The organism is Microbacterium oxydans (assembly GCF_000956525.1).
In the GTDB taxonomy this organism is placed as follows: domain Bacteria; phylum Actinomycetota; class Actinomycetes; order Actinomycetales; family Microbacteriaceae; genus Microbacterium; species Microbacterium oxydans_A.
In genome coordinates this window covers 285,624-311,961 of sequence record NZ_JYIW01000024.1, presented here as the reverse complement: position 1 = coordinate 311,961, position 26,338 = coordinate 285,624, and the positions used below count along the sequence as shown (strand labels likewise).

The 26,338-nt window shown below is 69.2% G+C and carries 23 protein-coding genes; 6 read left to right on the top strand and 17 right to left on the bottom strand.

Annotated elements, in window-relative coordinates:
* Positions 1–120: 120 nt before the first annotated feature.
* Positions 121–606 (bottom strand): SLC41A family transporter, encoded by a 486-nt coding sequence (locus tag RS83_RS09950; protein WP_045279333.1) that lies wholly within the window; start codon positions 604–606, stop codon positions 121–123.
* A gap of 71 nt (positions 607–677) precedes the next feature.
* On the opposite strand from RS83_RS09950, the gene RS83_RS09945 reads away from it, so the two are divergent.
* Together RS83_RS09945 and RS83_RS09940 are read left to right on the top strand one after the other, a co-directional pair.
* Positions 678–2,129: a phytoene desaturase family protein gene (locus RS83_RS09945; protein ID WP_045279332.1), complete on the top strand. Its 1,452-nt coding sequence runs from the start codon at positions 678–680 to the stop codon at positions 2,127–2,129.
* Positions 2,130–2,195: 66 nt separating this feature from the next.
* A complete protein-coding gene (locus tag RS83_RS09940) occupies positions 2,196–3,239 on the top strand; it encodes an ATP-dependent DNA ligase (protein ID WP_045279331.1) in 1,044 nt (347 codons plus the stop codon).
* A 3-nt stretch (positions 3,240–3,242) separates the two neighbouring features.
* Here the strand turns inward: RS83_RS09940 and ligD are convergent, their stop codons facing one another.
* From ligD to RS83_RS09910, 6 genes are all read right to left on the bottom strand, one after another.
* Positions 3,243–4,316, bottom strand: a complete 1,074-nt coding sequence (gene ligD / locus RS83_RS09935; protein ID WP_045279330.1) for a non-homologous end-joining DNA ligase — start codon at positions 4,314–4,316, stop codon at positions 3,243–3,245.
* 45 nt (positions 4,317–4,361) lie between these two features.
* Entirely contained in the window at positions 4,362–5,516 is a 1,155-nt protein-coding gene (locus RS83_RS09930; protein ID WP_052679054.1) for an SseB family protein, read from the bottom strand.
* Between the two features lie 29 nt (positions 5,517–5,545).
* A complete protein-coding gene (locus tag RS83_RS09925) occupies positions 5,546–8,023 on the bottom strand; it encodes an ATP-dependent helicase (RefSeq protein ID WP_045279329.1) in 2,478 nt (825 codons plus the stop codon).
* A 95-nt stretch (positions 8,024–8,118) separates the two neighbouring features.
* Positions 8,119–11,238, bottom strand: a complete 3,120-nt coding sequence (locus RS83_RS09920) for a lamin tail domain-containing protein (protein WP_052679053.1) — start codon at positions 11,236–11,238, stop codon at positions 8,119–8,121.
* A 128-nt stretch (positions 11,239–11,366) separates the two neighbouring features.
* Positions 11,367–12,398, bottom strand: coding sequence for an ABC transporter permease (locus RS83_RS09915; RefSeq protein WP_045279328.1), 1,032 nt, complete (start codon positions 12,396–12,398; stop codon positions 11,367–11,369).
* Positions 12,395–13,357, bottom strand: a complete 963-nt coding sequence (locus tag RS83_RS09910) for an ABC transporter ATP-binding protein (RefSeq protein WP_045279327.1) — start codon at positions 13,355–13,357, stop codon at positions 12,395–12,397. Before RS83_RS09910 ends, RS83_RS09915 begins: the two co-directional genes overlap by 4 nt.
* 89 nt (positions 13,358–13,446) lie before the next feature.
* Between RS83_RS09910 and RS83_RS09905 the strand changes: the two genes are divergently transcribed.
* On the top strand, positions 13,447–13,845 hold the full coding sequence (locus RS83_RS09905) for a YccF domain-containing protein (protein WP_045279326.1): 399 nt from the start codon (positions 13,447–13,449) through the stop codon (positions 13,843–13,845).
* Between the two features lie 36 nt (positions 13,846–13,881).
* Positions 13,882–14,343 (top strand): hemerythrin domain-containing protein, encoded by a 462-nt coding sequence (locus RS83_RS09900; RefSeq protein WP_045279325.1) that lies wholly within the window; start codon positions 13,882–13,884, stop codon positions 14,341–14,343.
* Between the two features lie 21 nt (positions 14,344–14,364).
* Here RS83_RS09900 and RS83_RS09895 read toward each other — a convergent pair whose 3' ends face one another.
* Positions 14,365–15,351 (bottom strand): glycerophosphodiester phosphodiesterase family protein, encoded by a 987-nt coding sequence (locus RS83_RS09895; protein ID WP_045279445.1) that lies wholly within the window; start codon positions 15,349–15,351, stop codon positions 14,365–14,367.
* An 88-nt stretch (positions 15,352–15,439) separates the two neighbouring features.
* On the opposite strand from RS83_RS09895, the gene RS83_RS09890 reads away from it, so the two are divergent.
* Entirely contained in the window at positions 15,440–16,345 is a 906-nt protein-coding gene (locus RS83_RS09890; RefSeq protein WP_045279324.1) for a Bax inhibitor-1/YccA family membrane protein, read from the top strand.
* Between the two features lie 183 nt (positions 16,346–16,528).
* Positions 16,529–16,801 carry a GlsB/YeaQ/YmgE family stress response membrane protein gene (locus RS83_RS09885; RefSeq protein ID WP_045279323.1) on the top strand — a complete coding sequence of 91 codons (273 nt, stop codon included), beginning with the start codon at positions 16,529–16,531 and terminating at the stop codon, positions 16,799–16,801.
* A gap of 63 nt (positions 16,802–16,864) precedes the next feature.
* On the opposite strand, the gene RS83_RS09880 is transcribed toward RS83_RS09885, so the two are convergent.
* The 9 genes from RS83_RS09880 to RS83_RS09840 form a co-directional block, all read right to left on the bottom strand.
* A complete protein-coding gene (locus tag RS83_RS09880; protein ID WP_082071618.1) occupies positions 16,865–18,163 on the bottom strand; it encodes an RNA polymerase sigma factor in 1,299 nt (432 codons plus the stop codon).
* A 1-nt stretch (position 18,164) separates the two neighbouring features.
* Positions 18,165–18,590, bottom strand: a complete 426-nt coding sequence (locus tag RS83_RS09875; RefSeq protein WP_045279322.1) for a YciI family protein — start codon at positions 18,588–18,590, stop codon at positions 18,165–18,167.
* Between the two features lie 219 nt (positions 18,591–18,809).
* Positions 18,810–20,192: a glycosyltransferase gene (locus tag RS83_RS09870; protein ID WP_231587761.1), complete on the bottom strand. Its 1,383-nt coding sequence runs from the start codon at positions 20,190–20,192 to the stop codon at positions 18,810–18,812.
* Positions 20,189–21,775, bottom strand: coding sequence for a glutamine-hydrolyzing GMP synthase (gene guaA, locus RS83_RS09865; RefSeq protein ID WP_045279320.1), 1,587 nt, complete (start codon positions 21,773–21,775; stop codon positions 20,189–20,191). The genes RS83_RS09870 and guaA overlap by 4 nt, the downstream gene beginning before the upstream one ends.
* Positions 21,772–22,278: a DUF3817 domain-containing protein gene (locus tag RS83_RS09860; RefSeq protein ID WP_045279319.1), complete on the bottom strand. Its 507-nt coding sequence runs from the start codon at positions 22,276–22,278 to the stop codon at positions 21,772–21,774. The genes guaA and RS83_RS09860 overlap by 4 nt, the downstream gene beginning before the upstream one ends.
* A gap of 53 nt (positions 22,279–22,331) precedes the next feature.
* Positions 22,332–23,309, bottom strand: a complete 978-nt coding sequence (locus tag RS83_RS09855; protein WP_045279318.1) for a class I mannose-6-phosphate isomerase — start codon at positions 23,307–23,309, stop codon at positions 22,332–22,334.
* The gene (locus RS83_RS09850) at positions 23,306–24,523 is read right to left on the bottom strand and encodes an ADP-dependent glucokinase/phosphofructokinase (protein ID WP_045279317.1); all 1,218 of its coding nucleotides are present in this window, start codon (positions 24,521–24,523) and stop codon (positions 23,306–23,308) included. The genes RS83_RS09855 and RS83_RS09850 overlap by 4 nt, the downstream gene beginning before the upstream one ends.
* A 57-nt stretch (positions 24,524–24,580) precedes the next feature.
* Complete coding sequence (locus RS83_RS09845; protein ID WP_045279316.1) at positions 24,581–25,444, bottom strand: ketose-bisphosphate aldolase; 864 nt, start codon at positions 25,442–25,444, stop codon at positions 24,581–24,583.
* Positions 25,445–25,490: 46 nt separating this feature from the next.
* Complete coding sequence (locus tag RS83_RS09840; protein WP_045279315.1) at positions 25,491–26,336, bottom strand: carbohydrate ABC transporter permease; 846 nt, start codon at positions 26,334–26,336, stop codon at positions 25,491–25,493.
* Between the last annotated feature and the right edge of the window lie 2 nt (positions 26,337–26,338).

The window sequence follows — 26,338 nt, the reverse complement described above, 5'->3', positions numbered from 1 at the left end:
CGCTGAGCCACCCTTGGGTCGCTGAGCCACCACTGGGTCGCTGAGCCTGTCGAAGCGCGCATCACGCTGGGTCGCTGAGCCACCCTGGGTCGCTGAGCCTGTCGAAGCGCGCCCCGCGCCTCAGTCGCAGCCGCACCCGCCGGCGGGCGTCTTCACCATGAAGCAGACGTCGCACACGCCGTAGTCCCGCTCCTCGACCGGCTTCGACGGGCGTTCCCGCGGCGCTGAGACCCGAGGGGTCGTGGCGCGCTTCGGCGCACGCTGCGGGGTCAGCGGGATGAACTCGCTCGGGTGGCTGACGTAGAAGAGCGGTGCCCGCCCCTCGCTCGGCTGCAGTCGCAGTGCCGCCGAGCCGACGACGAGTCGTTCGTCTTCCGTGAATCCGTTCGTGTACGTGCGGCCGATGTGCAGTGGTGCACCTTCACCGCGGCGGATCGCCTCGATGTAGCGGCCTCGATCGATGAACGAGCTGATTCCGATCGCATCGACGATGGCCGTGATGAACGCGTGGTTCGACGGGTCGATGCGGTGCGCGCGCAGCGCTTCCGGGAGCGAACGGTATGGACGTGAGGTGCCTGCGGGGGTCGGCCCCTGTACTTCTTTCATCAGTTCCAGGATCGCACGTCCTGGGGGTGGTTTCGACCGTCTGCGTCGAGTGACCGTGCGAGACTGAGGTCATGGCACGAGCGACCGTGATCGGCTCTGGCCCGAACGGTCTCGCCGCGGGGGTGGCGCTCGGCCGTGCGGGCTACGACGTGCGGGTGCTCGAGTCGGCCTCGACGATCGGCGGCGGCCTCCGAACACAGGAGCTCACGCTTCCCGGATTCCGTCACGACGTGTGCTCTGCGGTGCATCCGGCTGCCCGCTCCTCCCCGATCTTCCGGGCATTCGGTCTCGACGATCGCGTCGACTGGATCCATCCGGACATCTCCTACGCGCATCCGCTCGACGGAGGCCGCGCTGCCATCGCGTGGCGCGACATCGAACGCACCGCCGCCGGCCTCGGTGTCGACGGCGACGCCTGGCTGACTCGACTCCGCCCGCTGAGCACGCACATCGACGGCGTGGTCGACTTCACCGGCAATCAGCTGCTGCGCGTCCCCGGCGACCCGATCACCGCCGCCCGGTATGCGATCCGGATGCTGGAGCAGGGCACCCCGCTCGCCTCGTCGGCGTTCCTCGGCGACGCGGCCGCCGCGCTGATGTCGGGCGTGGTCGCCCACGCGAACGCCCCGCTCCCCTCCCTCGCCGCGGCCGCCGCCGGGTTGCTGCTCGCGGCGCACGGGCACGCCGGCGGCTGGGCGTACCCGCGCGGCGGGGCGCAGACGATCGCCGACGCGCTGGTCGCCGATATCGAGGTGCGCGGCGGCACCGTCGAGACCGACGTGCACGTCACCGACCTCGATGCACTCGACTGGGGCGACCCCGGTCGTGGCGACCTGCTCGTGCTGAACACCTCCCCGCGTCTCGCCCTCACGCACTCCGACATCCCCGCCGGCTACGCTCGCACCCTCACCCGATACCGCTACGGGCCTGGCGTCGCGAAGGTCGACTTCGCACTCGACGGCCCGGTGCCGTGGGCGAACGCCGATGTCGCCACCGCGCCGACCGTGCACCTCGGCGGCACGAGGGCCGAGGTGTGGGCGAGCGAGAACGCGGTCGCTGCCGGCCGGGTCAGCGATCGACCGTACGTCCTGCTCGTGCAGCCGTCGGTGTTCGATTCGACGCGGGCACCGGCCGGGAACGCAGTGCTGTGGGCGTACATCCACGTGCCGGCTGGATCCGACCTCGACCCCACCGAGCGCATCACGGCGCAGATCGAACGCTTCGCCCCCGGGTTCCGCGACCGCATCCTGGCGCATCATGCGGTGCCGGCATCCGCTCGCGAAGCGATCAATCCGGCCGAGATCGGCGGAGACATCTCGGGCGGATTGTTCGACATCCGCCAGGCGCTGCGTCGACCGGCGCTCTCCCCCACTCCCTGGCGCACGCCCATGCAGGGCGTGTATCTGACCTCGGGGTCGACGCCGCCGGGTCCCGGCGTGCACGGCATGGCCGGCTGGCACGCCGCACGCACCGCGCTCGCGGACGCCGGTACACCCGCGACCCTCGCTGACCTCTTCGGTTGAGCCGGTCGCGTCCGCTCCGACGCGCGCACTCTTCCGCTCGGCATGCGCTGCGGCCAGGATGGTGCCATGCCCTATGAGATCCCCTCGCCGATGCTCGCGAAGGCCGCCGCCACGGTGCCGGACCCCGCGAAGACGCCCGGCGGGCTGCTGTACGAGCCCAAGTGGGACGGATTCCGCGGGCTCATCTCGTGGGACGGCGAGACCGTCGAGATCGGTTCCCGCGGCGCGAAGCCGCTGACCCGGTACTTCCCCGAGATCGTCGAGGCGGTGCCGTCGCTGCTGCCGGGACCGTGCCTGCTCGATGGCGAGATCGTGGTGGCCACCGGTCCGGAGGGAGCCCAGCGGCTGGACTGGGAGGCGCTGAGTCAGCGCATCCACCCCGCGGCGTCCCGGGTCGCGAAGCTCGCCGCCGAGACACCCGCGATGTTCATCGCGTTCGACCTGCTCGCTCAGGGCGACGACGACCTGCTCAGCACCCCCTTCCACGAACGGCGCGCACGGCTGGAGGCGATGATGTCCGGCGTCGCGCATCCGCTGCACATCACCCGCACGACGCGCGACCGGGATGCGGCCGTCGGCTGGCTCGCCGAGTTCGAGGGGGCTGGCCTCGACGGTGTCGTCGCCAAGCCGCTCGACCAGCCCTACGCGCCTGGCAAGCGCACGCTCATCAAGATCAAGCACGCCCGCACGGCGGATGTGGTCGCGCTCGGCTATCGGGTGCACAAGTCGGGGTCGGGCGTCGGGTCGCTGCTCGTCGGCCTCTACGACACCGACGGCACGCTGCGTCAGGTCGGTGGAGTCGCCGCGTGGAGCGACGTGCGCAGACAGCAGCTGGTCGAGGAGCTCGAGCCCCTCGTCGAGCGTGACGACGCAGGCGACGCCGTGACCGGCGAGGGCGAGCGTTCCCGCTTCAGCGGCGCGAAGGACGTGTCATTCGTGCGGCTGCGCCCCGAACTCGTCCTGGAGGTGCGGTACGACCAGCTGGAGGGCGCCCGCTTCCGGCACACCGTGCAGTTCGAGCGCTGGCGCCCCGATCGCGAGGCGCGTTCATGCACCTATGAACAGCTCGACACGGTGGCCGGGTACGACCTCGCCGACGTCCTCGGCTGAGCCTCACGCATCCGCTGCGGGCGAGCCGTCTTCGTCCCAGTTCGCCGCGACCTTCTTGCTCGGCTGCACGCGCGGGGGTTCGCCCGGCATCTTCGGGAACTCCGGCGGGAAGGAGAGCTCCCCGAGCCCGTTCTCGACATCGCGCTGCCACCACTCCAAGAGCGTGTCGATGCGCCCCGGCGCGGCTTGCATGTCGCCCCACGGGTCGCCGACGTCGTCGAGCCGCTTCGGGATGCTGCGGACGGTGAACCGAGTCGGATCCAGGCCGTCGAGCTCGTCCCAGTGCACAGGAGTCGACACGGTCGCCCCCGGCAGCGCGCGCGGGCTGTAGGCGCCGGCCATGGTGCGGTCACGGTTGGCCTGATTGAAGTCGACGAAGATGCGCTCTCCGCGCTCCTCCTTCCACCAGTTCATGGTGACCTGCTCCGGCATCCGTCGCTCCAGTTCCCGTCCAGCGGCGATCACCGCATGGCGGACGTCGAGGAACTCGTGCGTCGGCTCGATCGGCGCGAAGACGTGCAGGCCACGGTTGCCGCTCGTCTTGGCGAAGGCCTCGAGTCCCGCTTCCCGCAGCACGTCTCGCAGGGTGTGAGCCGCGGTCACGGCATCGGCGAAGTCCGTCCCCGGCTGCGGGTCGAGGTCGATGCGCAGCTCGATGGGGTTGTCGGCATCCGTCGCAAGCGATGCCCAGGGGTGGAACACGATCGTGTTCATCTGCACGGCCCACACGATCGCGCTCGCGCGGTTCAGCACGATCTGCGGATGCTGCCGCCCGCTGTTGTACGTGACGGTGACCGCATCGACGAAGTCGGGCGTGCCCTTGGGCGGGTTCTTCGAGAAGAAGCCCGCTGCCCGCGGGGAGTCAGCGCCGCCGACGCCGTCCCTGAACCGCTCGAGCGACACCGGGCGATTGCCGTTCGCCGCCAGGAACGGTGTCGAGACGACCTGGACGTACTCGGCCAGCTCGGCCTTCGTGATCCCGACATCAGGCCACACGACGCGGTTCGGGCTCGACAGCGCGACCTCGCGCTCTCCATCGGAGTCGGCGACGGTCAGTGTCACGCGTTCTGAGGCCATGCTCCGACCATAGGGCGCGACCGTTCGACGCGGAACCCCCGGAGGTCAGTCCTCCAGATCGACAGCGAGCACGAGCACCGGGGCGAGCGCCGCGCGGTCGACGACCATCGACGGCCCGGCGGAGTCGACGATGACGCCGGCCATCTCGGCGTGGCTCGAGAGCACCTTGGCGAGCTGCTCGGGGGCGAAGGGCAGCGGACGATCTCCGCGACCGAGCGCGATCACCTCGAGCGGGTGCGAGAACAGCTGGAGGAACCGTTTGCCGTCGGTCGTCTGCGCCTCGGCGATGCCGACCGGTCCGCCGCCGCTGCCGTCGTTCACGGCGACCCACATGCGGGTGGCGGCGAGTGCTTCGCCGACCTTCTTCATCGAATCCTGTTCGCGCGGCGAGGCGAGGATCGACTTGACCCGCATGTCGACATCGGCCTGCTCGAGCGTCTTCTCGAGGAGTTCTGTGGGGAAGACCACGCGGTGCGGTGCCGAGGCGTTGTCGACGATGAGACCGGCGAAGTCGCCCGAGACGACCTGCTGCAGCACCGAGGTGACCGGCTGCGCGACGGCGGAGGTCGCGGCGGGGTCCGGCTCGAGCTGTACGGAGTCGCGCACGGCGGCGGCCGAGCTGAACGCGAGCATGAACTGGCGCTCACCGTCGCGGACGACAGCGACCGCGAGCGGCTTGCCCTCGCTGATCTGCGCACGGGCATCGCCGTTGACACGGATGTACAGGTGGCCCTGCAGCGCCTGACGCATCACTCCGAGCAGCTGCTCGTTCGTCGCGCCGGCCTCGATCTGCTTGAGCGCCTCGCGCAGCAGGACGTTGTCCTTCATGCCGGCGACGGTCTCGGTCTGCTCCGGCGGCAGCAGCGGGCCGAGCGGGAGACGCCGGTCGCTCGGATCGACCGCGGCCGCTGCGGGTGCGGACTTCGGAGCGAGCGGCGCCGAGACGGTCGGAGGCGTGACCGCAGGGGTGGTCCTGTCATCGACATCGGGAAGCGCCTCGGGAGGAGCGACCTCGGGACCCGCGGCAGCGCCGACGCCGCGGAATGCCTGCACCGAGATGCCGATCGACGGCGGGGCGGCCTCGGGCTCAGGCGTGTCGGTCTGAGCGTCGTCTGCCGTGAGCGCGTCGGTCTCGGTGACGTCGTCGGAGGCGGCGACGGCATCGTCGACGGACTTCTTGCGGCGGGAGAAGAGGGCCATATCTGCCAGCCTAACCCGCCGCAGCCGCGCTACGACGCTGAGGAGATCTTCTCGATCGGCGCGACCTTGATGAGGAGCTTCTTCTGCCCGGCGGAGTCGAAGCGCACATGCGCGATGCGCTTCGCGCCCTCTCCCGTGACGGCGTCGACCCGACCCTCGCCGAAATCGGTGTGGCGGATGCGATCCCCGGCCGTCAGCTCGAGATCGCCGTTGTCGCGCATCTTGGCGGTGACCCGATTGGGGAACTTGTCCATCGCGGTCGAGAGCGGCTTGAGCGACTCCCTGCCCGGCAGCGGCTTCACGCCGAAGCGGTCTCCAGAGCCCGAGCCGCCGAAGCCGCCGGCTCGACGCGCGTTCAGGGCACGCGACTGCATCCCGCCGCGGGAGTTCACGTCGCCGGGCGACTGGCGCCAGTCGATCAGCGAGGCCGGGATCTCCTGCAGGAAGCGGCTCGGCATCGCGACCGTGACCTCGCCGAACTGCGCGCGGGTCATCGCGAGCGACAGGTGCAGCCGTTTGCGGGCGCGGGTGATGCCGACGTAGAACAGCCGACGTTCCTCCTGCGGCCCCCCTGGCTCACCGGCCGAGATGCGGTGCGGGATGAGATCTTCCTCGACGCCGGTCACGAAGACGGCGTCGTACTCCAGCCCCTTCGCGGTGTGCATCGTCATGAGCGACACGGTGCCCGACTCGTCTTCCAGGTCGTCGGCATCCGACACCAGCGCGACCTCGGTGAGGAAGTCGACGATCGTGCCCTCGGGATTGTTGCGGGCGAAGTCGCGGGTCACGGCGACGAACTCGTCGAGGTTCTCGACGCGCGCCTCGTCCTGCGGGTCGCGGCTGGCGCGCAGCGCGTCGAGGTAGCCGCTCTTCGACAGCAGCAGACTGAGGCCGTCGGCGACCGTGGTCGGCGGCGGCAACTCGCCGGAGGCAGGAAGCATGATCGCTGAGGCCTCGGCCAGCACCTCGTCGAGATGCGCGATCGCCGCCTGGATCTTCGGTCCGAAGCCGAGCTGCGTGGAGTTCGCGAGGGCGTCGCGGAAGCTGATGTCGTGTTCGTCGGCGAACCGGGCGATCGCCGTCTCGGTGACGTCGCCGATGCCGCGCCGTGGCTTGTTCAGGATGCGGCGGACCGACATGTCGTCGGCGGGATTCGCGACGGCCACCAGATAGGCGAGCGCGTCCTTGATCTCGGCGCGATCGTAGAACTTCGTGCCGCCCATGACCTTGTACGGCACGGCGGAGCGGATGAAGATCTCCTCCAGCGCGCGCGACTGCGAGTTCGTGCGGTAGAACACCGCCATCTCGGAGTAGGGCATGCCGGCACGGCGCAGCGACTCGACCTCGTCGGCGACGAACTGCGCCTCATCGTGCTGCGAGTACCCGGTGAAGCCGATGATGGCGTCGCCGTCGCCCTTGTCGCTCCAGAGCTTCTTGTCCTTGCGGTCGAAGTTGTTGCCGATCACCGCGTTGGCGGCCGAGAGGATGTTCTGCGTCGAGCGGTAGTTCTGCTCGAGGAGCACGACCTTCGCGCCGGGGAAATCGCGCTCGAACTCGCTGATGTTGCGGATGTCGGCGCCGCGGAACGCGTAGATCGACTGGTCGGAGTCGCCGACCACCGTGAGCGAGGCACCTCCGGTGTCGGACCCTGAGGCTGCCGAGGGGTGCGGCTCGGGGTCCGGTTCGAAGATCATCATGCCGTTCGAGGCATACGGCTCCGGTGCAGACGGGCCGGACACCGGGCGGGTCAGCTCGTGGATGAGCGCGTACTGCGCGTGGTTGGTGTCCTGGTACTCGTCGACCAGGATGTGACGGAAGCGGCGACGATACGTGTCGGCGACCTGCGGGAACGCCCGGAACAGGTAGACGGTCTGGCCGATCAGGTCGTCGAAGTCGAAGGCGTTCGCCTTGCGCAGCTGACGCTGGTAGTCGGCGAACAGCTCGACGAAGATGCGCTCCGCCGGATCGGACATGTTCGCGTCCCGTGCATACGACTCGGCATCCGACAGCTCGTTCTTGAGCTTCGAGATGCGCGACTGCACCGATGCCGGTGTCAGCCCGTACGCGTCGGCCTCGTGCTCCTTGACCAAGCGCTTGAGCAGCGCACGTGAATCGCCGGAATCGTAGATCGTGAAGGTCTTGGTGAAGCCGAAGTGCTCTGCCTCTCGGCGCAGGATGCGCACGCACGCCGAGTGGAAGGTCGAGATCCACATGCCGCGCGCGACGTCGCCGACGAGCGAACCGACGCGCTCGCGCATCTCGCCTGCCGCCTTGTTCGTGAAGGTGATCGCGAGGATCTGGCTCGGCCATGCCTCGCGGTTGCGCAGCAGCAACGCGATGCGGCGGGTGAGCACGCTCGTCTTGCCGGAGCCTGCGCCCGCGACGATGAGCAGCGCGGGGCCGCGGGAGGTCACGGCGTCGAGCTGCTGCGGGTTGAGGCCGGCGAGGAGGTCGTCCTGACCCTGCGGGCCGGCGGTTCCGGAGACGATGAGGGGAGCTTCGGTCATGGCCTTCTGAGTCTAAGCCGGGTCACCGACACCCGGACACGGGACGGCACGCATCGAGGGCGGAGGAGCGCACTCCCCCGCCCTCGATGCAGGTCTCAGACCGCTCGCCTGCGCTGACGGACGATGAGGCCGCCAGCGGCCAGCATCAGCAGCGCGACGGCGATCGCCGCGACCGGGAGCTGTCCGCCGGTGTTCGCGAGGCCGCCGTCAGCCCGGCCGCCGTCACTCGCACCTCCGGTCGCTGCGGTGACCGTGAGGTCGCCCCAGCCCAGCAGATCGCCGTTCGCGGCGAAGACCGCGATGCGGTGAGCGCCGGCCGCGGCATCCGCCGGGATCGTCACCGTGATCCGACCGGATGCGTCCAGGGCTCCGGTGGCGAGACGCACCGGATCGGAGTACAGCCACACTGCGACCTGCGTGCCGGCGTGGTCAGCGCCGGTCGAGACGACGACGCGCTCCCCCGGCGCAGCGGCGGCCGGATTGATCGTGACGCCGTCGCGGTTGTCGTCGACCAGAGCCGAACCGGGGAGCGGCGGCGTGGTGCCGCCCGGCGTCTCGGTCTCGACGCCTGGCAGGGTGCCCACCCGCAGCGACTGCGAGGCGAAGCCGTCGGCGAACCACCAGACCGGACGCTGCCCGTCGATCGACAGCGAGGCCGGCGCCGTGGCGAAGCCCTCGTTGTTGATGTCGGGCATCCCGGCAGGGCGGGCGTGGTGCACGATACCGGGCTGGTCGGTGCTGTTGAGGGTGATCTCGGCGGACTGTCCGCCGCATCCGTCGTCGCACACCGCCCACAGCACGTCGCGCACGCTGTCGTAGTCGAGCGCCATGACGCCGGCGAGCCCAGGTGCGATCTCGGAGACGAGCGTCGCACCACCGTCCGCGGCGAGCGCGAAGGCGGAGATGTGGCCGGTGTCCTCCACGGCGACGAAGAACAGCCCGCCGCCGTGTCCCGCATAGCCCGCAGGGTCGTACGCGGCACCCGTGTTGTCGTCGAAGAGCCGTCCGGTGAGCGCCGAGTCGGGCACCCACTGCACGGCCTCCATGCCGAGGTTCGCGCCGACAGCGGGGAGCAGGGCCGTCAGGTCCCACTCCTGCTGCGCGACGAGGTCGCCGGCCGCGGCATCCGGATCGACCTTGAGCACGATGTTCTGATTCACGCCCTTCGCACTGTTGTCGCGCTCGGAGGCGACGTAGACGAAGCCGTCGCCGTCGACCGTGATGCCCTCGGTGTCAGGACCGGCGGCACCGGGGTTCGCGGCGTCCTTCTGGAAGCGGACGCGCTTGCCCGTGTCCCAGCCGTCAGCCTTCGCGACCGAACCGTCTGCGTGCGCGTCGAGCTTCCAGATGCGGCCCTCACCGTTGTCGACGGCCCAGAGGAACGCGCCGTCGGCGGTCTCCTGCACGTCGAGACCGGAGCTGTCCTCGAGGAACGTCGGCACGTCGTCGAGCACGCGCACCTCGGCCGAACCGGGCCACGGAGTGACCTCGATCTCCCCGGCGCACACGTTGGGCGCTCCCTTGGTCGACTCGGCCGTCACCGCGAAAGTGCCGGTCGTGTCGGGGCAGCGACCCCAGGTGATCGCCGCGTGGCCCTCGCCCCACGACGTCTCGTCGATGAGCAGGTCGCCGTCGAACACGCGGACCGCGTCACCGCCGCCCAGGCCGAAGCCGAGTGCATCGCGTTCGATCACGAGGAAGCCGCCGGCGGCGATCGAGGTGCCGGCGGGGATCGTGTACGCGTGGGCGTCGTCGTCGTCCTTCACGACGATGCCGGCGACGTCGAGCGCGCCCGAGGTCGGGTTGACCAGCTCGATCCAGTCATCGGGCGAGCCGCCGTCCGATTCGACCTCGTTGATGCGAACCGGGTTGCCGCAGGCGTTGCGCATCCCCTTGGTCGAGACGGCGATGTCGATGAAGTCGCCGGTGCCGTCGGCGCAGCGTGCCAGCACGCCGGCGGCGTGCGCGGTGTAGACGTGCGTTGCGACCGTGGTCCCGTTCGCGTCGCGGATGGTCACGGTGTCGCCGTTGCCGAGGCCGAAGACGAAGTCCGTCGGCTGGTCGAACACGAAGTACGCGCCGGGTGCCAGGACCGTCCCCGCCGGGAGCGGCGTGGTCTCGGTCGCGTGGCCGTTCGGGTCGTTGTCCATCACGGTCCACCCGGACAGATCGACTGCCGCGGCACCGGTGTTCAGCACCTCGACCCAGTCAGTGGCATCGCCGTTCGACTCGATCTCGTTGATGACGACGGACGGCAGCACGCACGAGTTGCTCGCGCCGGGCGTCGGGTGCGCCAGCACGAACTCGCCGACGCCGTCGGGGCAGCGCGCGAGCGTGGCAGCGCCGGCGTCGCCGTCGATCGCGGCGTGGCCGTTCCACGGCTTCGTGTCGTCGATCAGTGCGCCGGTCGTGTCGAACAGGCGGATGCGGTCGGCACTGCCGATGCCGATCGGATCGCGGAACGCGGTCTCGGTGCCACCCACGAGCCCGATCGTGCCCTCCTCGACGAGCAGGTACTGGCCGGCCGCGATCGTGGTGCCCGGACGGAACTGCCAGCGATGGTCGTCCGAGTTGTCGCGGATCTCGTAGCCGGAGATGTCGAGCGCCGCCGTCCCCGGGTTGAAGAACTCGACCCAGTCGCCCGGCTGCGAGTCGACTTCGTTGATCCGGATGGAGCCGGCGGCGGGCGCGATCGAGCAGTCGTTCGCCGCCCCGGGCGTCGCGGTGGTCGCAGGTGCCCACTCACCGGTGCCGTCGGCGCAGCGAGCCCAGACCGACAACGGGGCGGTGTTCTCGTAGGCGTAGGAGTCGACGACGGTGTCATTCGGGTCGAAGAGCACGACCTCGTCGCCCTTGCCGAGCCCGAAGTCGAAGTCGACATCCTTCACGAGCACCAGGAACGCACCGGGCGCCAGCGTCGCACCGGACGGCGCCTGGCCGAAGACATCACGCTTCTCGTCGGAGATCCGCCATCCGTCGAGCGCGACGGTCTCGGTTCCCGCGTTGTAGATCTCGACCTGATCGGCCAGACCCGTCTGCGCATCGTCGTAGACGATCTCGTTCAGCACGAGGCCGGATGCTGCGAGCGGCGCAGCGACCTCGGTGGGGCCGGCGCCGGTTGTGGCGCCGATGGCGGCGGCGGGGGCAGCGAGCAGAGCGGCAGCGCTGAGAGCGCAGACCACCGTGACCGAGACCCCGCGATGCAGGCGGGACATGGGACTCCTGATCGGGTATGCAGACGGGTACCCGATCAGACCATCGACACCGCATGGCCGACGCACGGCTCGGCGATGTACGCCGAGTGAACGCGGGGTTGCCGTTGTCCCGCGTCACCGCGTGGCGGTCAGGCGATGCGGGTTCCAGGCGGCAGCCGCTTCGCCGGGGTGCGAGTGCGCGCCCAGGCTCCGGCGAACAGTCCGCCGGCGAGCACGAGCTGCACACCGAGTCCCACGAACCAGCTCGGCACAGTCGACTCGATCGTCTCGCGCGGTGTCGGCATCGGGTTCTCCTGTTGCAGGTACATCGGGACGCAGTCGTCCCATCGCAGCTCCGACGGAGGCTGTTGCGCGGTGCGGACCCCGAGCTTGATCTGGCCGAACAGATCGACCGGGTATCCATCATCGGTGAACTCGGTCGGGGTGGCATCCGCGAGCACGACGAACGGGTTGGCGGCGAGCACCCACCAGACCAGATCGAAGCGGGGCGACTCGGAGGTCGACTCGTCCCAGCGGTCGCAGATGACCTCACCCCTGGCGTCGTACGGCCTGGAGTAGGTCGTCGTCTCGGTGCGCACGGCCATGCCGCCGAGCGAGAAGGCGATCAGCGTGCCGATCACGAGACCCGCGACCACCAGGTAGGTCGCGGCGACCGAGAAGAGCGGCCGCGCGATGAGACCGCTCAACCCGACGCCGATGGCGGCCACGATGACGATCTCGACCACGAGCACGAGCAGCGAGATGAGCAGCACGAGCGCGTCGGCCCCGCCGCCGACGAGGGAGAACGCCAGGAAGGGCAGCGCCACGACGAGGAAGGCGCCACCGGTCGCGATGGCGGCGAGGAGCTTGCCGAGCATGATGTCGCCGGTCGTCGCTGCGGTCACCTGGACCGCGGCGAGCGTCGCGGCGTCCCGGTCACCGTTGATCGCGTTGCCGCTCAGCGTCGGCGAGACGAGCACCACCAGCAGCAGCACCATGTTGACGACGATCGAGTAGACGCCGGCACCGACGGAGTCGCCCCAGGCGTAGACGGCGAATGCGAGCACGGTGACACCGAGCAGGACGACGCCGAAGACGCCGAGCAGCACGTACCAACCGACGCTGCGCAGCCGCTGCGTCAACTCGAGTCGGGCGATCGTGGTGATGTGGGAGATGCTCATGCGCCGGCCTCCGTCGGGGTCGAAGATGCAGGCGGGTCGGCGCGGGGCCGGAGGTTCAGGAACGTGTGCTCGAGCGCGCTCTGCGCCGGGGCGAACTCCGACACCGGGAGACCGGCCTCGATCAGTCGGCGGAGTGCGTCGACCGCGGAACCCTCGTCGTCGAAACCGATCAGCACGGCACCGCGATCGGCCACGAGCACGTCTGGACTCACACCCAGGGCCGATGCGATCTGCCAGGTGTCGGCGCGCAGCCGTTCGGCGCTCGCCCCCGCGAGACGCAGCCGCCAGGCACGGATGCTCGCCTGCGCCGGGGCACCGTCGACCACCGAGCCGGCGACGAGGAACACCGCATCGTCGACGACCTCCTCGAGCTCCGACAGGATGTGGCTCGAGATCAGGATCGTGCGTCCCTCTGCCGCAAGACGCCGCAGGAGCACCCGCAGCTGCACACGCGCCTCCGGGTCCAGTCCGGATGCCGGCTCGTCGAGCAGCAGCACCTGCGGGTCGTGCACGAGCGCGCGAGCGAGACCGAGCTTCTGCTTCTGCCCTCGTGACAGCACCCTGGCCGGGGAATCGGCGTGTTCATCGAGCCCCACGAGAGCGAGCAGCTCGGTGGCGCGCGCGGCGGCATCCGTCGGCGAGATCCCGTAGAGCCGCGCTGTCGTGACGATCGTCTCGCGCGCGGTCAGCGATGGCCAGGCACCGAGCGCATCCGGCATCCAGCCGAGCAGGCGCCGGGCGGCGAGGGTGTCGACCATCGGATCCACATCGCCGATGCGGATGCTCCCGGTATCGGGAGCCAGCAGCGAGGCGAGCATCAGCAGCAGCGTCGTCTTGCCCGCGCCGTTCGGCCCGACGAGACCGGTGACCCGCCCCTGCTCGGCACGGAAGGTCGCGGAGCGAACCGCCTGGACCGATCCGAACGACCTGCTGACGGCGTCGACCACGATTCCACTCATGCGGCCAGTCTGGCATCGGGAGGGCACCGACCCGCTGACCTCCGGGCGGATGCTCAGCCGCGACGCCGCATGGATGACATGATCGGGTCATGCGCACGATCCTCAACGTCATCTGGGTCATCCTGGCCGGCTGGGCCCTGTTCCTCGGCTACCTGCTGGCCGGTGTGCTGCTGTGCATCCCGATCGTGACGATCCCTTGGGCGATCGCCTCGTTCCGCATCGCACGCTATGCGATCTGGCCGTTCGGCCGCGAGGTCGTGAGCAAGCCGACGTCCGGCGTCGGATCCTTCCTCGGCAACGTGCTCTGGGTGATCCTCGCCGGCTGGTGGCTCGCGATCGGGCACATCATCTCCGGACTCGCGCTGTGCATCACGATCATCGGCATCCCGATGGGGATCGCCGACTTCAAGATGGTGCCGGTGTCGCTCGCGCCACTGGGCAAGGAGATCGTCTCGACGCGCAGGGGCGCCTTCGACCGTACGCTCTGACCACGTCGGGAACGGGCACCCGCCTAGACTGACGCGATGGATGCCGCCCGCCTGCACGCCTGGGATCAGGAGCTGCGCGACGCCCACACCCGGCTGCGCGCCGCGCTCGCCGCCACCCGCGAGGCACTCGCCCGCGGTGAGGAGGCACCGGATGCCGCGCGCGAGTTGACGCTGTTCTGCATCGGCTTCTGCACGGCGCTCGACGGCCATCACCTGAGCGAGGACCGCACCCTGTTCCCGGCGTTGCGAGCCGAGCATCCGGAACTCGGCGGCGTGATCGACACGCTCATGCAGGACCACTCGATGCTCGCGCATCTGTTGCAGGCGCTGCGGGGCGCCGCCGAACGCGATGAGGATCACGCGTCGATCGGGCGGCACCTCGACGGCATCGGGGCGATCATGGAGTCGCATTTCCGCTTCGAGGAGCGCGAGATCCTGACGCCGCTGCGCGCGCTCTCGCTCGAGCGCGACGTGGTCGACGTGCTCGGACCGCTCTGACGGCCCGCTCCGGCGACCGGGTCAGTCGCGGAAGAAGTCCACGCCGAGATCGGGGTGATCGACGAACACCCCGTCGACGCCGGTACGCCGGATGACGTCCCACTCCGCCTCGTAGTCGCCATAGGCGTCCTTGCCGCCGGGACCACGGAACTCCGCAGCGAGGAACGCGTTCTCCGGGCGGCACGTCCACGTGAAGACCTGCAGGCCGCGGGCATGCGCATCCTGGACGATCGTATTGCCCCGTGCGAGCAGCATCTTCTTGCTGACGCTGATGCCGTCGACCTTCCCGACCAGCCCGTTCATGCCCTGCGGCGTCACGGTCGCCTTGTACGTCTGCGCCTTCTTGCCCTGCGCTGACAGCAGATCGTACGCCCGGCCCGACGCCTCGATCAGGTAGATGTACGAGGCGCTGATGCCGGTGTCGCGCAACTGACCCAGCACGGTCGACTCGAACGACTCGATCACGAGCGGCAGCTCACCATCGGCCCATCCGCCAGCACGCAGGTCGCGGGCGATCAGCGGCACGAGGTCGAGTCCGATGCCGGCGAAGTACGTCGCATGCTTCACCTCGAGCACGATGCCGATCTCGCGGCCGTGCTCGATCGACGCCGCCCGCACGAGGTCGAGCAGGTCGGTGAGTCGCAGGATGCCCTGGGCGCCGTCGAAGCTCGCGCTCGACGCCCGCACCTCGGGCAGGCGCTCACGGGTTCGGAGCGCAGAGAGCTCGTCCCAGGTGAAGTCCTCGGTGAACCAGCCGGTCAACGCCTCGCCGTCGACGCGCTTCGTGGTCTTGCGCTCAGCGAACTCCGGATGCGTCGCGACATCGGTCGTGCCCGAGATCTCGTTCTCGTGGCGGACCACCAGCACACCGTCCTTCGTGGCCACGATGTCGGGTTCCACGGCGTCGACGCCCATCGCGAAGGCGAGCTCGTACGACGATCTGCTGTGCTCAGGACGGTAGCCGGGCGCTCCCCGGTGTCCGATCACGAGCGGTGATTTCCTGGGCACGCTCTCAGCGTAGAACACCCCCGCGACACGACCGCCCGAGTATCGTAGACGTAAGCGACCTACGACCCCCTTTGGAGTGAGGCCCACCATGAGCAACTTCGCATTCAACAACCCGGCGTTCCAGAAGCAGGATCCGCGGAACGTCGCGACCTACCCGGGCGGACCCCAGGCTGCTCAGGGTGCGCAGGCCGCCTCCTTCCAGCACGGGACGATGGACGCCGCCGCCAACGCACAGCTGGAGGGCATGTACGCCGCTCCGCCCGCCGGTGCCATCGAGACCGACCGCATGTCCGTCGAGGACACGGTGTGGAAGACGGCCGGCCTGTTCGCCATCCTCCTCGTCACCGCAGCCGTCGGCTGGGTGTGGACCCTCGGCGGCACCCAGTTCGATCCGACCCGCGGCGTCTCGATGCTGCCGTGGATCGTCGGCGCGCTCGGTGGCTTCGTGCTCGCGATGGTCATCACCTTCACCTCGCGCAAGAAGGTGCGCCCCGCGCTGATCTTCGCCTACGCCGCATTCGAGGGCCTCTTCATCGGTGGCATCTCATCGTTCTTCGAGGTCCGCTGGCCCGGCATCGTCATGCAGGCCACGCTCGCGACCGTCGCAGTCGTCGCGGTGACGCTGGTGCTCTTCGCGAGCGGCAAGGTCCGCGCCTCGAAGAAGGCGACCAAGGTCTTCCTGATCGCGATGGGCGGCTACCTCGTCTTCTCGCTGCTCAACCTGGTCCTGATGTGGACCGGCATCAACGACAACGCCTTCGGCCTCTACAGCTCGACGATCGCCGGCATCCCGCTCGGCCTGATCATCGGTGTGCTCGTGGTCATCATGGCCGCGTACTCGCTGGTGCTCGACTTCGACCAGATCCAGCAGGGTGTGCGCAACGGCGCTCCCCGCAAGTACGGCTGGCTCGGCGCCTTCGGCATCATGGTCACGGTCGTCTGGCTCTACGTCGAGATCCTCCGCATCATCGCGATCGCCCGCGGCAACAACTGAGGCCAGGCACCGCACGGACGTCCGAACGGCCCGTCTCCCCCGAGGGAGGCGGGCCTTTCTCATATCCAGGTGCCTGCGCGCAAGGGGGTGCGCCTTTTTCGCGGATTCTATGAATCTGGTGAAGAGTGGTCTCTCGGACCCCCGGCACCCTGGGAGTCCTCCACAGCAAACAAGGAGCAAACCATGAGTTTCCTCGGATTTCTTCTTCTCGGCCTCATCGCCGGAGCCATCGCCAAGCTGATCCTTCCCGGCAAGCAGGGCGGCGGCTGGTTCATCACGCTGCTGCTCGGCGTCGTCGGCGCCCTGCTCGGCGGATGGCTCGGCAGCCTCATCCTGAACCGTCCGCTCACGGAGTTCTGGGACCTCGGCACCTGGCTCCTCGCCATCGGCGGCTCGATCATCGTGCTGCTGATCTACGGCCTGATCGTCGGTCGCGGCAGCAAGGCTCGCAGCTGACGTCTGCTCACGTCATCAGATGATCGCCCTCTCCGGCAGCACATGCGCTGTCGGAGGGGGCGATCAGTCTGTCCCCCGGGACTTCTGCTCCAGCAGCTTCCGCTCGCGGTCGTTCCCGGCGAGACCAGCGGCGACCGCGAACTCGCTCCTGGCCTCCTGCTCACGGCCGAGCCGCAGCAGCAGCTCCCCACGGGTGGCGGGCAACAGGTGGTAGCCGCGAAGCGCCCCCGAGGCGTCGAGCTGGTCGATGATGCGGAGAGCGGATGCCGGTCCGGTCGCCATCGCGACGGCCGCGGCCCGGTTCAGCTCGACCACGGGTGACGGCGCGAGTCGCCCCAGCGCCTCGTAGAGCAGCACGATGCGGTCCCAGTCGGTCTCGTCGATCGACGGGGCGACCGCATGGCACTCCGCGATCGCCGCCTGCAGGCTGTACGCCGCCCGGCCCCGCCCACGGGCGTCGGCCTGTGCGAGGGCGGCACGGCCCCGCGCGATACGGCTGCGATCCCACCGGCTGCGATCCTGGTCCGCCAGCAGCACCGGGTCGCCGTCGGCGTCCGTGCGGGCGGGGAACCGTGCCGCGGTGAGCTCCATCAGCGCGAGCAGCCCGTGCGCCTCCGGCTCCCCCGGCACGAGCGCGACCAGCACGCGCGCGAGCCGGATCGCCTCCTCGCCGAGCTCAGGGCGCATCCAGTCGGAGCCGCTGCTGGCCGCGTGGCCCTCGTTGAAGATCAGGTACAGCACCCCGAGGATCGCACCAAGGCGAGCGGCGTGCTCTTCACGCGGTGGTAGCTCGAACGGGACGTGCGCCGCTGCGAGCGTCTTCTTCGCCCGGACGATGCGCTGCTGCACCGTGGCCGTCGGCACGAGGAAGGCGCGCGCGATCTCCTCGCTCGACAGACCACCCACGACGCGAAGGGTGAGCGCGACCTGCGCCTCCCGCGAGAGCACCGGGTGGCACGAGATGAAGATCAGCCGCAGCACGTCGTCGTCGACGGCATCCGGGTCCCACGGCGCATCCGGGGCGTCGGCCTGTTCGCGTTCCAGGTCGTGGGCGATCACGGCGATGCGATCGTCGAGGCGTTCACGTCTTCGCCAGCCGTCGACCGCCTTCCGTTTCGCCACGGCCGTGAGCCAGGCCGCAGGCGTGCGCGGTATTCCTTCCACCGGCCACTGTCGAAGCGCGTCGACGAGAGCCTCCTGCGCGAGGTCCTCGGCGAGCGAGAAGTCGCCGACCAGCCGGGTGAGCGTACCGATGATGCGCGCCGACTCGATGCGCCACACGGCAGCGACGGCACGCTCCGCCGACCCGTGAACGGGGGCGGAACGCGCCATCGCACTGCCGGCAGCGGCGTCGTCGCTCATGTCACTGCTGCGCGCGCTGCGCCTGGTCCTCGCGCCAGCCCGCTTCCTTCTCGATCCACTCGTTGTCGGCGGGGAAGTCCGAGGCATCCGTCACGCGGCGCACCTCGAGGAACGATCCCTTGCCGAGCGGCGCGCGGCTGGCCCACTCCGCCGCCTCTTCGCGGCTGGACACCTCGAGGATCCAGAAGCCGTTGAACAGCTCCTTGGTCTCACCGTAGGGGCCGTCCGTGACGAGCGGGGTCTCGGCGCTGAAGTCGACGACGAAGCCCTCAGCCGCATCCGTCAGTCCTTCGCCGGCCGCGAGCACGCCCGCCTTGATCATGGACTCGTTGTACTTCCCCATGGCCTCGATGACCTGCTCGAAGGGGGTCTCCTTGTATGCCTCGACGGCCTCGTCGGTCGCGCGCATGATGAGCATGTACTTCATGGTGTTCTCCTTGTTCAGGGGCCGGCTTCTCGACCCTCTCACCGAAGACGTCGAACGGGAACCGTCAGGATCGACATCCGCCCAGAACTTTTTTCTCACCCGCGATTGCCGAGCGGCCCCTTTCGCCCCGAACTGGCCCCTTCTAGACGTTCGAAGAGGGCCGGGTCGAGCGCAAAGGGGTGGGTCGGCGGGAACGAGCGGATGCCGCAGGCGCGGCGCTCAGGCGCGGCGGGACGGTCGCGCGACCGCATCCGAGATCACAGCGGTGAGCGCGGCGAGCGAGCGCTCCGGACTCCAGGCCGCGGCGACACCCGGCGCCTCTGCGCTCAGGCGCGCACGCAGGCTCTCATCCCCGAGCACGCTGCGAAGCGCATCGGCGAGTGCCGCCTCATCGCCGGGGGTCACCAGCACGCCACCGCCCTGCTCGAGCACATCGCGGATACCATAGCGGGCGTCGTACGACACGACCGGTGCTCCGTGCAGCAGTGCCTCGACGATCGAGAGCGGCTGCCCTTCGAAGGCCGTCGCCGTGACCACGACGAAGGCGCGGTCGAGCACACGCCCCGGGTCGTCGGTGTATCCGGCGAGCACGACGCGGTCACCGGCGCCGAGGTCGTCGATCAGTGCCGCGAGCGCGTCCTGCTCGGGACCGCCGCCCCAGATCTCCAGGCGCGTGCCGGGCACGTCAGCGGCGAGGAACGCACGGATCGCATGATCCACGCGCTTGCCCGGCGCGAGGCGCCCGAGGGCGACGACGAGACCCGGTTCGCGCAGGTCGTCACGTCGCTCGACCGCCGGGATCGGATTGGGCACGACCTCGTGCTGCGCCGCCGAACCGAACCGCGCCACCACGTCATCGCGTTGCGTGCCGGTCGGCCAGATCACGGCGTCGAAGCGGTCGGCGAGGCCGAGCCAGCGCGTCCACAGCGCGTTCATCGGGGCATCGGCCGTGTACGGCGCCTCGAGATGGATCGTGTGGATGGTGTGCAGGATGCGGATGCGCGGATCGGACCAGCCGACGATGAGCTCGCCGAGCTGCCGGGACTCGCAGATCACGACGATCGGGCGGTCGCCCATGCCGGCTGTGACATGTTGCAGCCAGGCGCGGTAGATCCCGCCGAACCCCGGCAGCCCCCCGCGCACGACGCCGTCGGCGCTGAAGACCTGCACCGGCTCGGTGCTCAGATGCCAATCAGGGTCGCCCGCGATCACCGGGAGCGCCACGAACGGCCGCCCCTCGGCATCCGTGATCGTGCGATACTCGACGCCCTCATCCGCCGTGAGGGCGGAGTCGGCGGCGGCGAGCAGCCAGTCGGCCGCTCCCCCGTCATCAGCTCGTGCCTCGTCGAAGAGGTTGCGCAGCCGGGACGGGTCGGTCAGCGCGCCGCGCTCCATGAAGGTCGACCGGTGCTCGGCATGCGCCTCGAGCGTGCCAGGATCGAACGTCAGCAGCTGCGGCCCTGCGCCGTCGCCGACCCCTGCGCCGGCGAGCTGCCTGGCGCGCGCGAGCGTCGCGATCGTGTACCCGCCGTCGAGTCCGGGGATCAGGCGACTCGACAGCACCAGGTACTCGGCATCCGGCAGGACGCCGTCGTGCGTCACTCCCACTCGATGGTTCCCGGCGGCTTCGACGTCACGTCGAGCACGACGCGGTTGACGTCGCGCACGCCGTTCGTGATGCGGTTCGAGATCTTCGACAGCACGTCGTACGGCAGCCGGGTCCAGTCGGCCGTCATGGCGTCTTCGCTGGAGACCGGACGCAGCACGATCGGGTGGCCGTAGGTGCGGCCGTCGCCCTGCACGCCGACCGAGCGGACGTCGGCGAGGAGCACGACAGGGCACTGCCAGATCTCCTGGTCGAGCCCGGCCTTCGTGAGCTCCTCGCGTGCGATGGCGTCAGCCTCACGAAGGATCTCGAGACGGTCCTGGGTGACCTCGCCGATGATGCGGATGCCGAGGCCGGGTCCGGGGAACGGCTGGCGTCCCACGATCGCCTCCGGGATGCCGAGTTCGCGGCCGATCGCGCGGACCTCATCCTTGAACAGGGCGCGCAGCGGCTCGATCAGCTCGAAGTCGAGGTCGTCCGGCAGGCCGCCCACGTTGTGGTGCGACTTGATGTTCGCGGTGCCCGCTCCGCCGCCGGACTCGACGACGTCGGGATAGAGCGTCCCCTGCACGAGGAACTTCACCGGGGCGCCGCCGGAGGCCTTCGCCTCGGCGACGAGGTCGAGCTGCACCTTCTCGAACGCGCGGATGAACTCGCGGCCGATGATCTTGCGCTTCTCCTCGGGGTCGGTGACCCCTTCGAGGTGACCGAGGAACGTCTCCGCCGCGTCGACCGTGATCAGCCGCACACCGGTGGACTCGACGTAGTCCGTCTCGACCTGCTCGCGCTCGCCCTTGCGGAGGAGCCCGTGGTCGACGAAGACCGCCGTGAGCTGGTCGCCGATCGCCTTGTGCACGAGAGCGGTGGACACCGCGGAGTCGACGCCGCCGGAGAGCGCGGAGATGACGCGGGCGTCACCCACCTGCTCGCGGATGCGCTCGATCTGCTCGGCGATCACGTTGCCGCTGTTCCAGTCGGATGCCAGGCCGGCACCCTTGTGGAGGAAGTTCTCGATGACCTGCTGCCCGTGGTCGGAGTGCTTGACCTCGGGGTGCCACTGCACGCCGTAGAAGCCGCGCTCCTCGTTCGCGAAGGCGGCGACCTTGGTGGCATCCGTCGTCGCGAGCACGTCGAAGCCCTCTGGGGCCTTGGCGACCTGGTCGCCGTGGCTCATCCAGACGTTCTGCTCCTCCGGCTGGCCGCCGAGCAGGGTGCCGCCGTCGCCGGAGATCACGGCATCCGTGGCTCCGTACTCGCGCAGGCCGGTGTTCGCGACCTCGCCGCCGAGCGTCTGCGCCATGTATTGGAAGCCGTAGCAGATGCCGAGCGTCGGCACGCCGAGGTCGAAGACCGCAGGGTCGAGGCGCGGGGCGCCCTCCTCGTACACCGACGACGGACCGCCGGAGAGGATGATGGCGACCGGGTTCTTGGCCGCGATCTCCTCCGCCGTGGCGGTGTGCGGCACGATCTCGCTGTAGACGCCCGCCTCACGGACGCGACGGGCGATCAGCTGCGCGTACTGCGCGCCGAAGTCGACGACGAGCGCTGGGCGCTGCTGGGTCTCTGACTGTTCGGTCAACGGACACCTTCCGGGGCAGGGGCCTCAGCGGCCTCTCTTGTGGCGAGATAGGTCTTCACTTCGCGGGCGACGATCGCCTCCATGATGAAGGAGAGCAGCGGGATGACGCCGCCGAGCGCGAGCAGGATGAAGCGGCGGAACGGCCAGCGCATCAGGCTCCACATGCGGAAGCACGCGAACAGGTAGACGACGTAGAACCAGCCGTGCGCCACCAGGATGAACAGCGACAGGTTGAACCCGTCACCGAGCGAGGTCATCTCGCAGGCGTTGGTCATCGGGGCGAACAGCGACCACCACTGGCAGTCGGGTCCTGCGAGGACGCCGGCGAACCAGAGCGCTCCTCCTGATCCTCCCGCGAAGAGTTCGAGGTGGATCGGCGTGTACTTCAGCACCATCTCGGTCAGCAGCAGGAGCAGCATGACTCCGGTGATGATCGACGCGATCTGGTAGAACTTCAGCGCACCACGGATCGCCGGAAAGCTGGCGACTTTCGGTTCGGGCATGCGACCAGTCTAGTCGGCGTGCCAGCGCCTCCCACGCGCCAGGCGAGCTCCGCTCACGCGGCCGGAGGACGCGCGACCAGCAGCTCTCCATCGCCCAGCGCCGTGAGCTGCCCGGCGCTCGCAGGCACGAGCAGCGTCGACCCGGCGTCGAGGTGCTCGCCACCGATCTCGACGGCGCCATCGGTCACCACGACGATCGAGAAGCCGGCGTCGATCGTGACGACCCCGCTCACCGGGAACCGCTCGAGACGGAAGTACTCGTCGGCGTCCAACGGGAGCGCTGCGCCCGATGCAGGCGCCTTCCGCACGATGCTGCGCATGTCGTCGAAACTGCGCCCCTGGGTGTTCACGGCCGTGAGGGCGAGGTCGAAGCCGAGCCCCAGGTGTCCGAGCCTCGGACCGTCGATCGCGAACCCGTCCCACTCGAGCAGGATCGACAGGTCCTCCGGCTGCTGGAGCTCGAGCAGCAGCACACCGGTGCCGATCGCGTGCAGCTCCCCCGCAGGCACCCAGACGACGTCACCGGGAGCCACCGGGATCTCGTGCAGCAGACCGAGCAGCGCATCCACGTCCTGCCGGGCGACCAGCTCGGCGAGCAGTGCCGGGTCGACGTCATCGCGCAGACCGATGTGCACCGGGCCGCCCTCGAGGATGTACCAGGCCTCCGCCTTGCCGTGCGCGCGACCCAGGTGAGCCGCCGCGAAATCGTCGTGCGGATGCGCGTGCACCGGCAACCGCTGTCCGGCATCGAGGATCTTCACCAGCAGCCGGATGTCGGCGCCCCACCGCTCGGCATGCTCGGCGCCGAGCCAGGCGACGGGGTCGGCCTCGACGGCGTCTCGCAGCAGCTGTCCGTCAGGGAGCGTGCTCAGACCGAGCCTCTCCTCGCCGCGGATCGTCGTGGTCGACGCCACCCAGTCCTCGGGGACGCGCTCGGTCGCACCGCTCTCGCCACGGAAGGCGTCGAGCCGCGCGCCGCCTCGATAGAAGCGCTCCGGCGGGCGGTTGGATGAGAGTCGTATCGGGTTCATCGGTGCGATCCGTTCTTCGCGTCGGCGTGTGCGTGTGCGTGTGCGGCGAGGAAACCGCCGACGAAGCTGTCTCCGAGTCCGATCGTGGTGGGATGCGCGACGTCGAGCGCAAAGGCCGGCACGCCGGCGGCATCCGCCAGCGCCAGCTCCACCGCCTCGACGAGCACAGCTCCGCCGCGGTGTCGTGCCATCCCGGCGGTCGCGTCGGCCTCGGTGGCGCTGAAGTCATCACCGAGCCGATACCGGGTCGCGGCGACCCGCACCGCGCTCTCCAGGGCGTCACGGTGACGCGCGGCATCCGCGCCGATCGCGATCGCCCAGTACCTGGTGTGCACGACGAGCACCGGCACCGGGATGATCCGCCGCACCTCGTCGAGCGCACGGACGACGTCGGCCGCGTCGAGCAGGTCGACGGAGCGCCCGACGTACTCCTGCAGCTCGTCCTCGTTCATGCCGTAGACGTCGATGTGCGGCAGCAGCCGCCCGCGCACCGTCTCGGCGAACGCCCGCGTGTAGAAGCCGGCGTCCTCGTAGTAGACCAGCGCGTCATCGGGAAGCCGTCGCATCGCGAACACGATCCCGTCGAGCCGCTGCTCGAGCAGGGCATGGTCCTGCATCGTGTTGAAGCCGGAGATCAGGAACGCGGATGCCGTGGCGAGCGCATCCGGCAATCCGGCGGCGAGCGCCATCTCGCGGTTCGGCGGGTCGTTCGCGAAGATCAGGCGGTTCGCGGCCGGCGAGACGATGTCGCCGTCGAGCAGCCGCACCGTCGCTCCCACCGGGTACTGCACGATCAGGTGCGGGTCGAGGGTGTCGTGCTCAGCGGAGGACAGGACGGTGATCGCCGGAGGGAGCAGTCGCCGCACGTTGTCGTCGATGCTCACGAGGTGCTGCACGCTGGGGATGCCGAGGCTGTCGAGCACGAGCCCTGCCCGCACCCCGGTGCCGCCGAGGGTCACGTCGTACGTGAAGTGCGACGCGAACACCTCGACGACCTCGGAGGATGCGACGAAGCGTTCAGCCCCTGTGCCCGCAGCGACGAACGCGAGAACGGTGACGAGCAGGGAGCGCTCGTCGACGATCGGAGCGGTCGGAGTCAGCTCATGCCGACGCACCCGGTGCTCGTGCGCAAGTCGTTCGATCACGGCGGAGTCCCACCGCAGCTCGAAGTCGACCGTGCCGCCGAGCCCGAGCACGAGCTGCCTGTCACTCACTGTCACTGTTCCCGTCGCCGATCATCCTCGATCGCCCTCCCCCTCGACACGCGCCACTCAGTACAGGTCGGCCTTGCCGTCTGCACCGAACAGCTTGATCTTCTCAGCCGCAGTGACCTTCATCGCGGCGATCGGCTCCGGCTGGATCGCGTTCGGCTCGCGCAGACGCTCATCGGTTCCGAGGATCTCACGCATGCGGTTGTGGTACGAGACCTTGATGTCGCTCGAGATGTTGATCTTGTTGACGCCGAGCTCCACCGCGCGACGCAGCTCGGCATCCGGGTTCGACGATCCGCCGTGCAGCACGAGCGGGATCTTCACGGCTGCCTTGATCTGCTCGAGCAGGTCGTGACGCAGCTCGGGGTTCTTCTCCGCGGGGTACAGGCCGTGCGAGGTGCCGATGGCGATCGCGAGGCTGTCGACACCGGTCTCCTGCACGAAGCGCACCGCGTCGTCCGGGTTCGTGTAGATGATCTCGGCCGCACCCGACTCGCCGTAGCTGTCGTTCGCGCCGATGGTGCCGAGCTCGCCCTCGACCTGCACGCCCACCGCGTGCGCAGCCTCGACGACCTTGCGGGTGAGCGCGACGTTCTCATCGAACGGCAGCAGCGACGCGTCGATCATGACCGAGGTGAATCCCGCCTGGATCGCGACGATCATCTGCTCGTAGGTGCCGCCGTGGTCCCAGTGGATCGCGACGGGGACGCTGGCGCGGTGGGCCCGCGAGTGCATCGCCGCGATCAGGTCGGTCGTGATGTGGGAGACCTCGTCGGGGTGGATGGCGATGATGACCGGTGCGGACAGTTCCTCGCTGATGTCGATGATGCCGTTGAACATCGCCCAGTCGCTGATGTTGAACGCGGGGATCGCGAAGTTGTTCGCGTTCGCGACATCGAGGATTGATTTGCCGGTGTAGAGCACGTGATTCTCCTGTTTTCGTGAGGGTCGAAGTGTGGGGTGACGGATGTCAGCTCTTCACGGAGCCCGCAGTGAGCCCGCTGATGAAGTAGCGCTGGAAGAAGAGGAAGAGGATGAGCACCGGGATCGAACCGAGCACGCTCATCGCCATGATCTGGTTCCACTCGTAGGAGTGCTGCCCCATCAGGAGCTGGATGCCGATGGGCACCGTGCGCATGTCGATCGTGCGGGTGAGCGTCAGCGCGAACAGGTACTCGTTCCACGCGATCATGAACGTGTAGATGCCGACCGAGACGATGCCCGGCACGGAGATCGGCACGAGGATGCGCCACAGCGCCGTCATGGATCCGGCGCCGTCGACGCGCACCGCCTCGTCGAGTTCCTTCGGCAGGGTGTTGAAGTAGCCGGTCATCATGATGATCGCGTAGGGCAGGGTGAACACCATGTAGGTGAGGATCAGGCCGAGGTACGAGTTGTAGAGCCCGAGGCCGACCATGAGCCCGAAGTACGGGATCAGCAGGGTGATCGGCGGCACGGCCTGCACGCTGACGATCACGACGTTCAGGATGCGCTTGCCACGGAATTCGAAGCGGCTGAAGGCGTAGGCGGCCTGGATCGCGACGATCAGCGTCAGGATCGTCACGGCTCCGGCGACGATGTAGCTGTTCAGGAAGAACCGCATCGTCTCGGGGTTCGTGAAGATCGCGATGTACGCGTCGAACGAGAACGTGTCGGTGATCAGCCGCGGCGGGAGCTCGAAGATCTGCGTGTTCGACTTGAACGAGCTCGAGAGCATCCAGAGCACCGGCCCTGCGGCGAACACGGCTCCGAGGATGAGGCCGATCGTGACACCGGTCTTCTGGACGGTGCGCTGAGCCTTGACGGTGAGCGCCATGA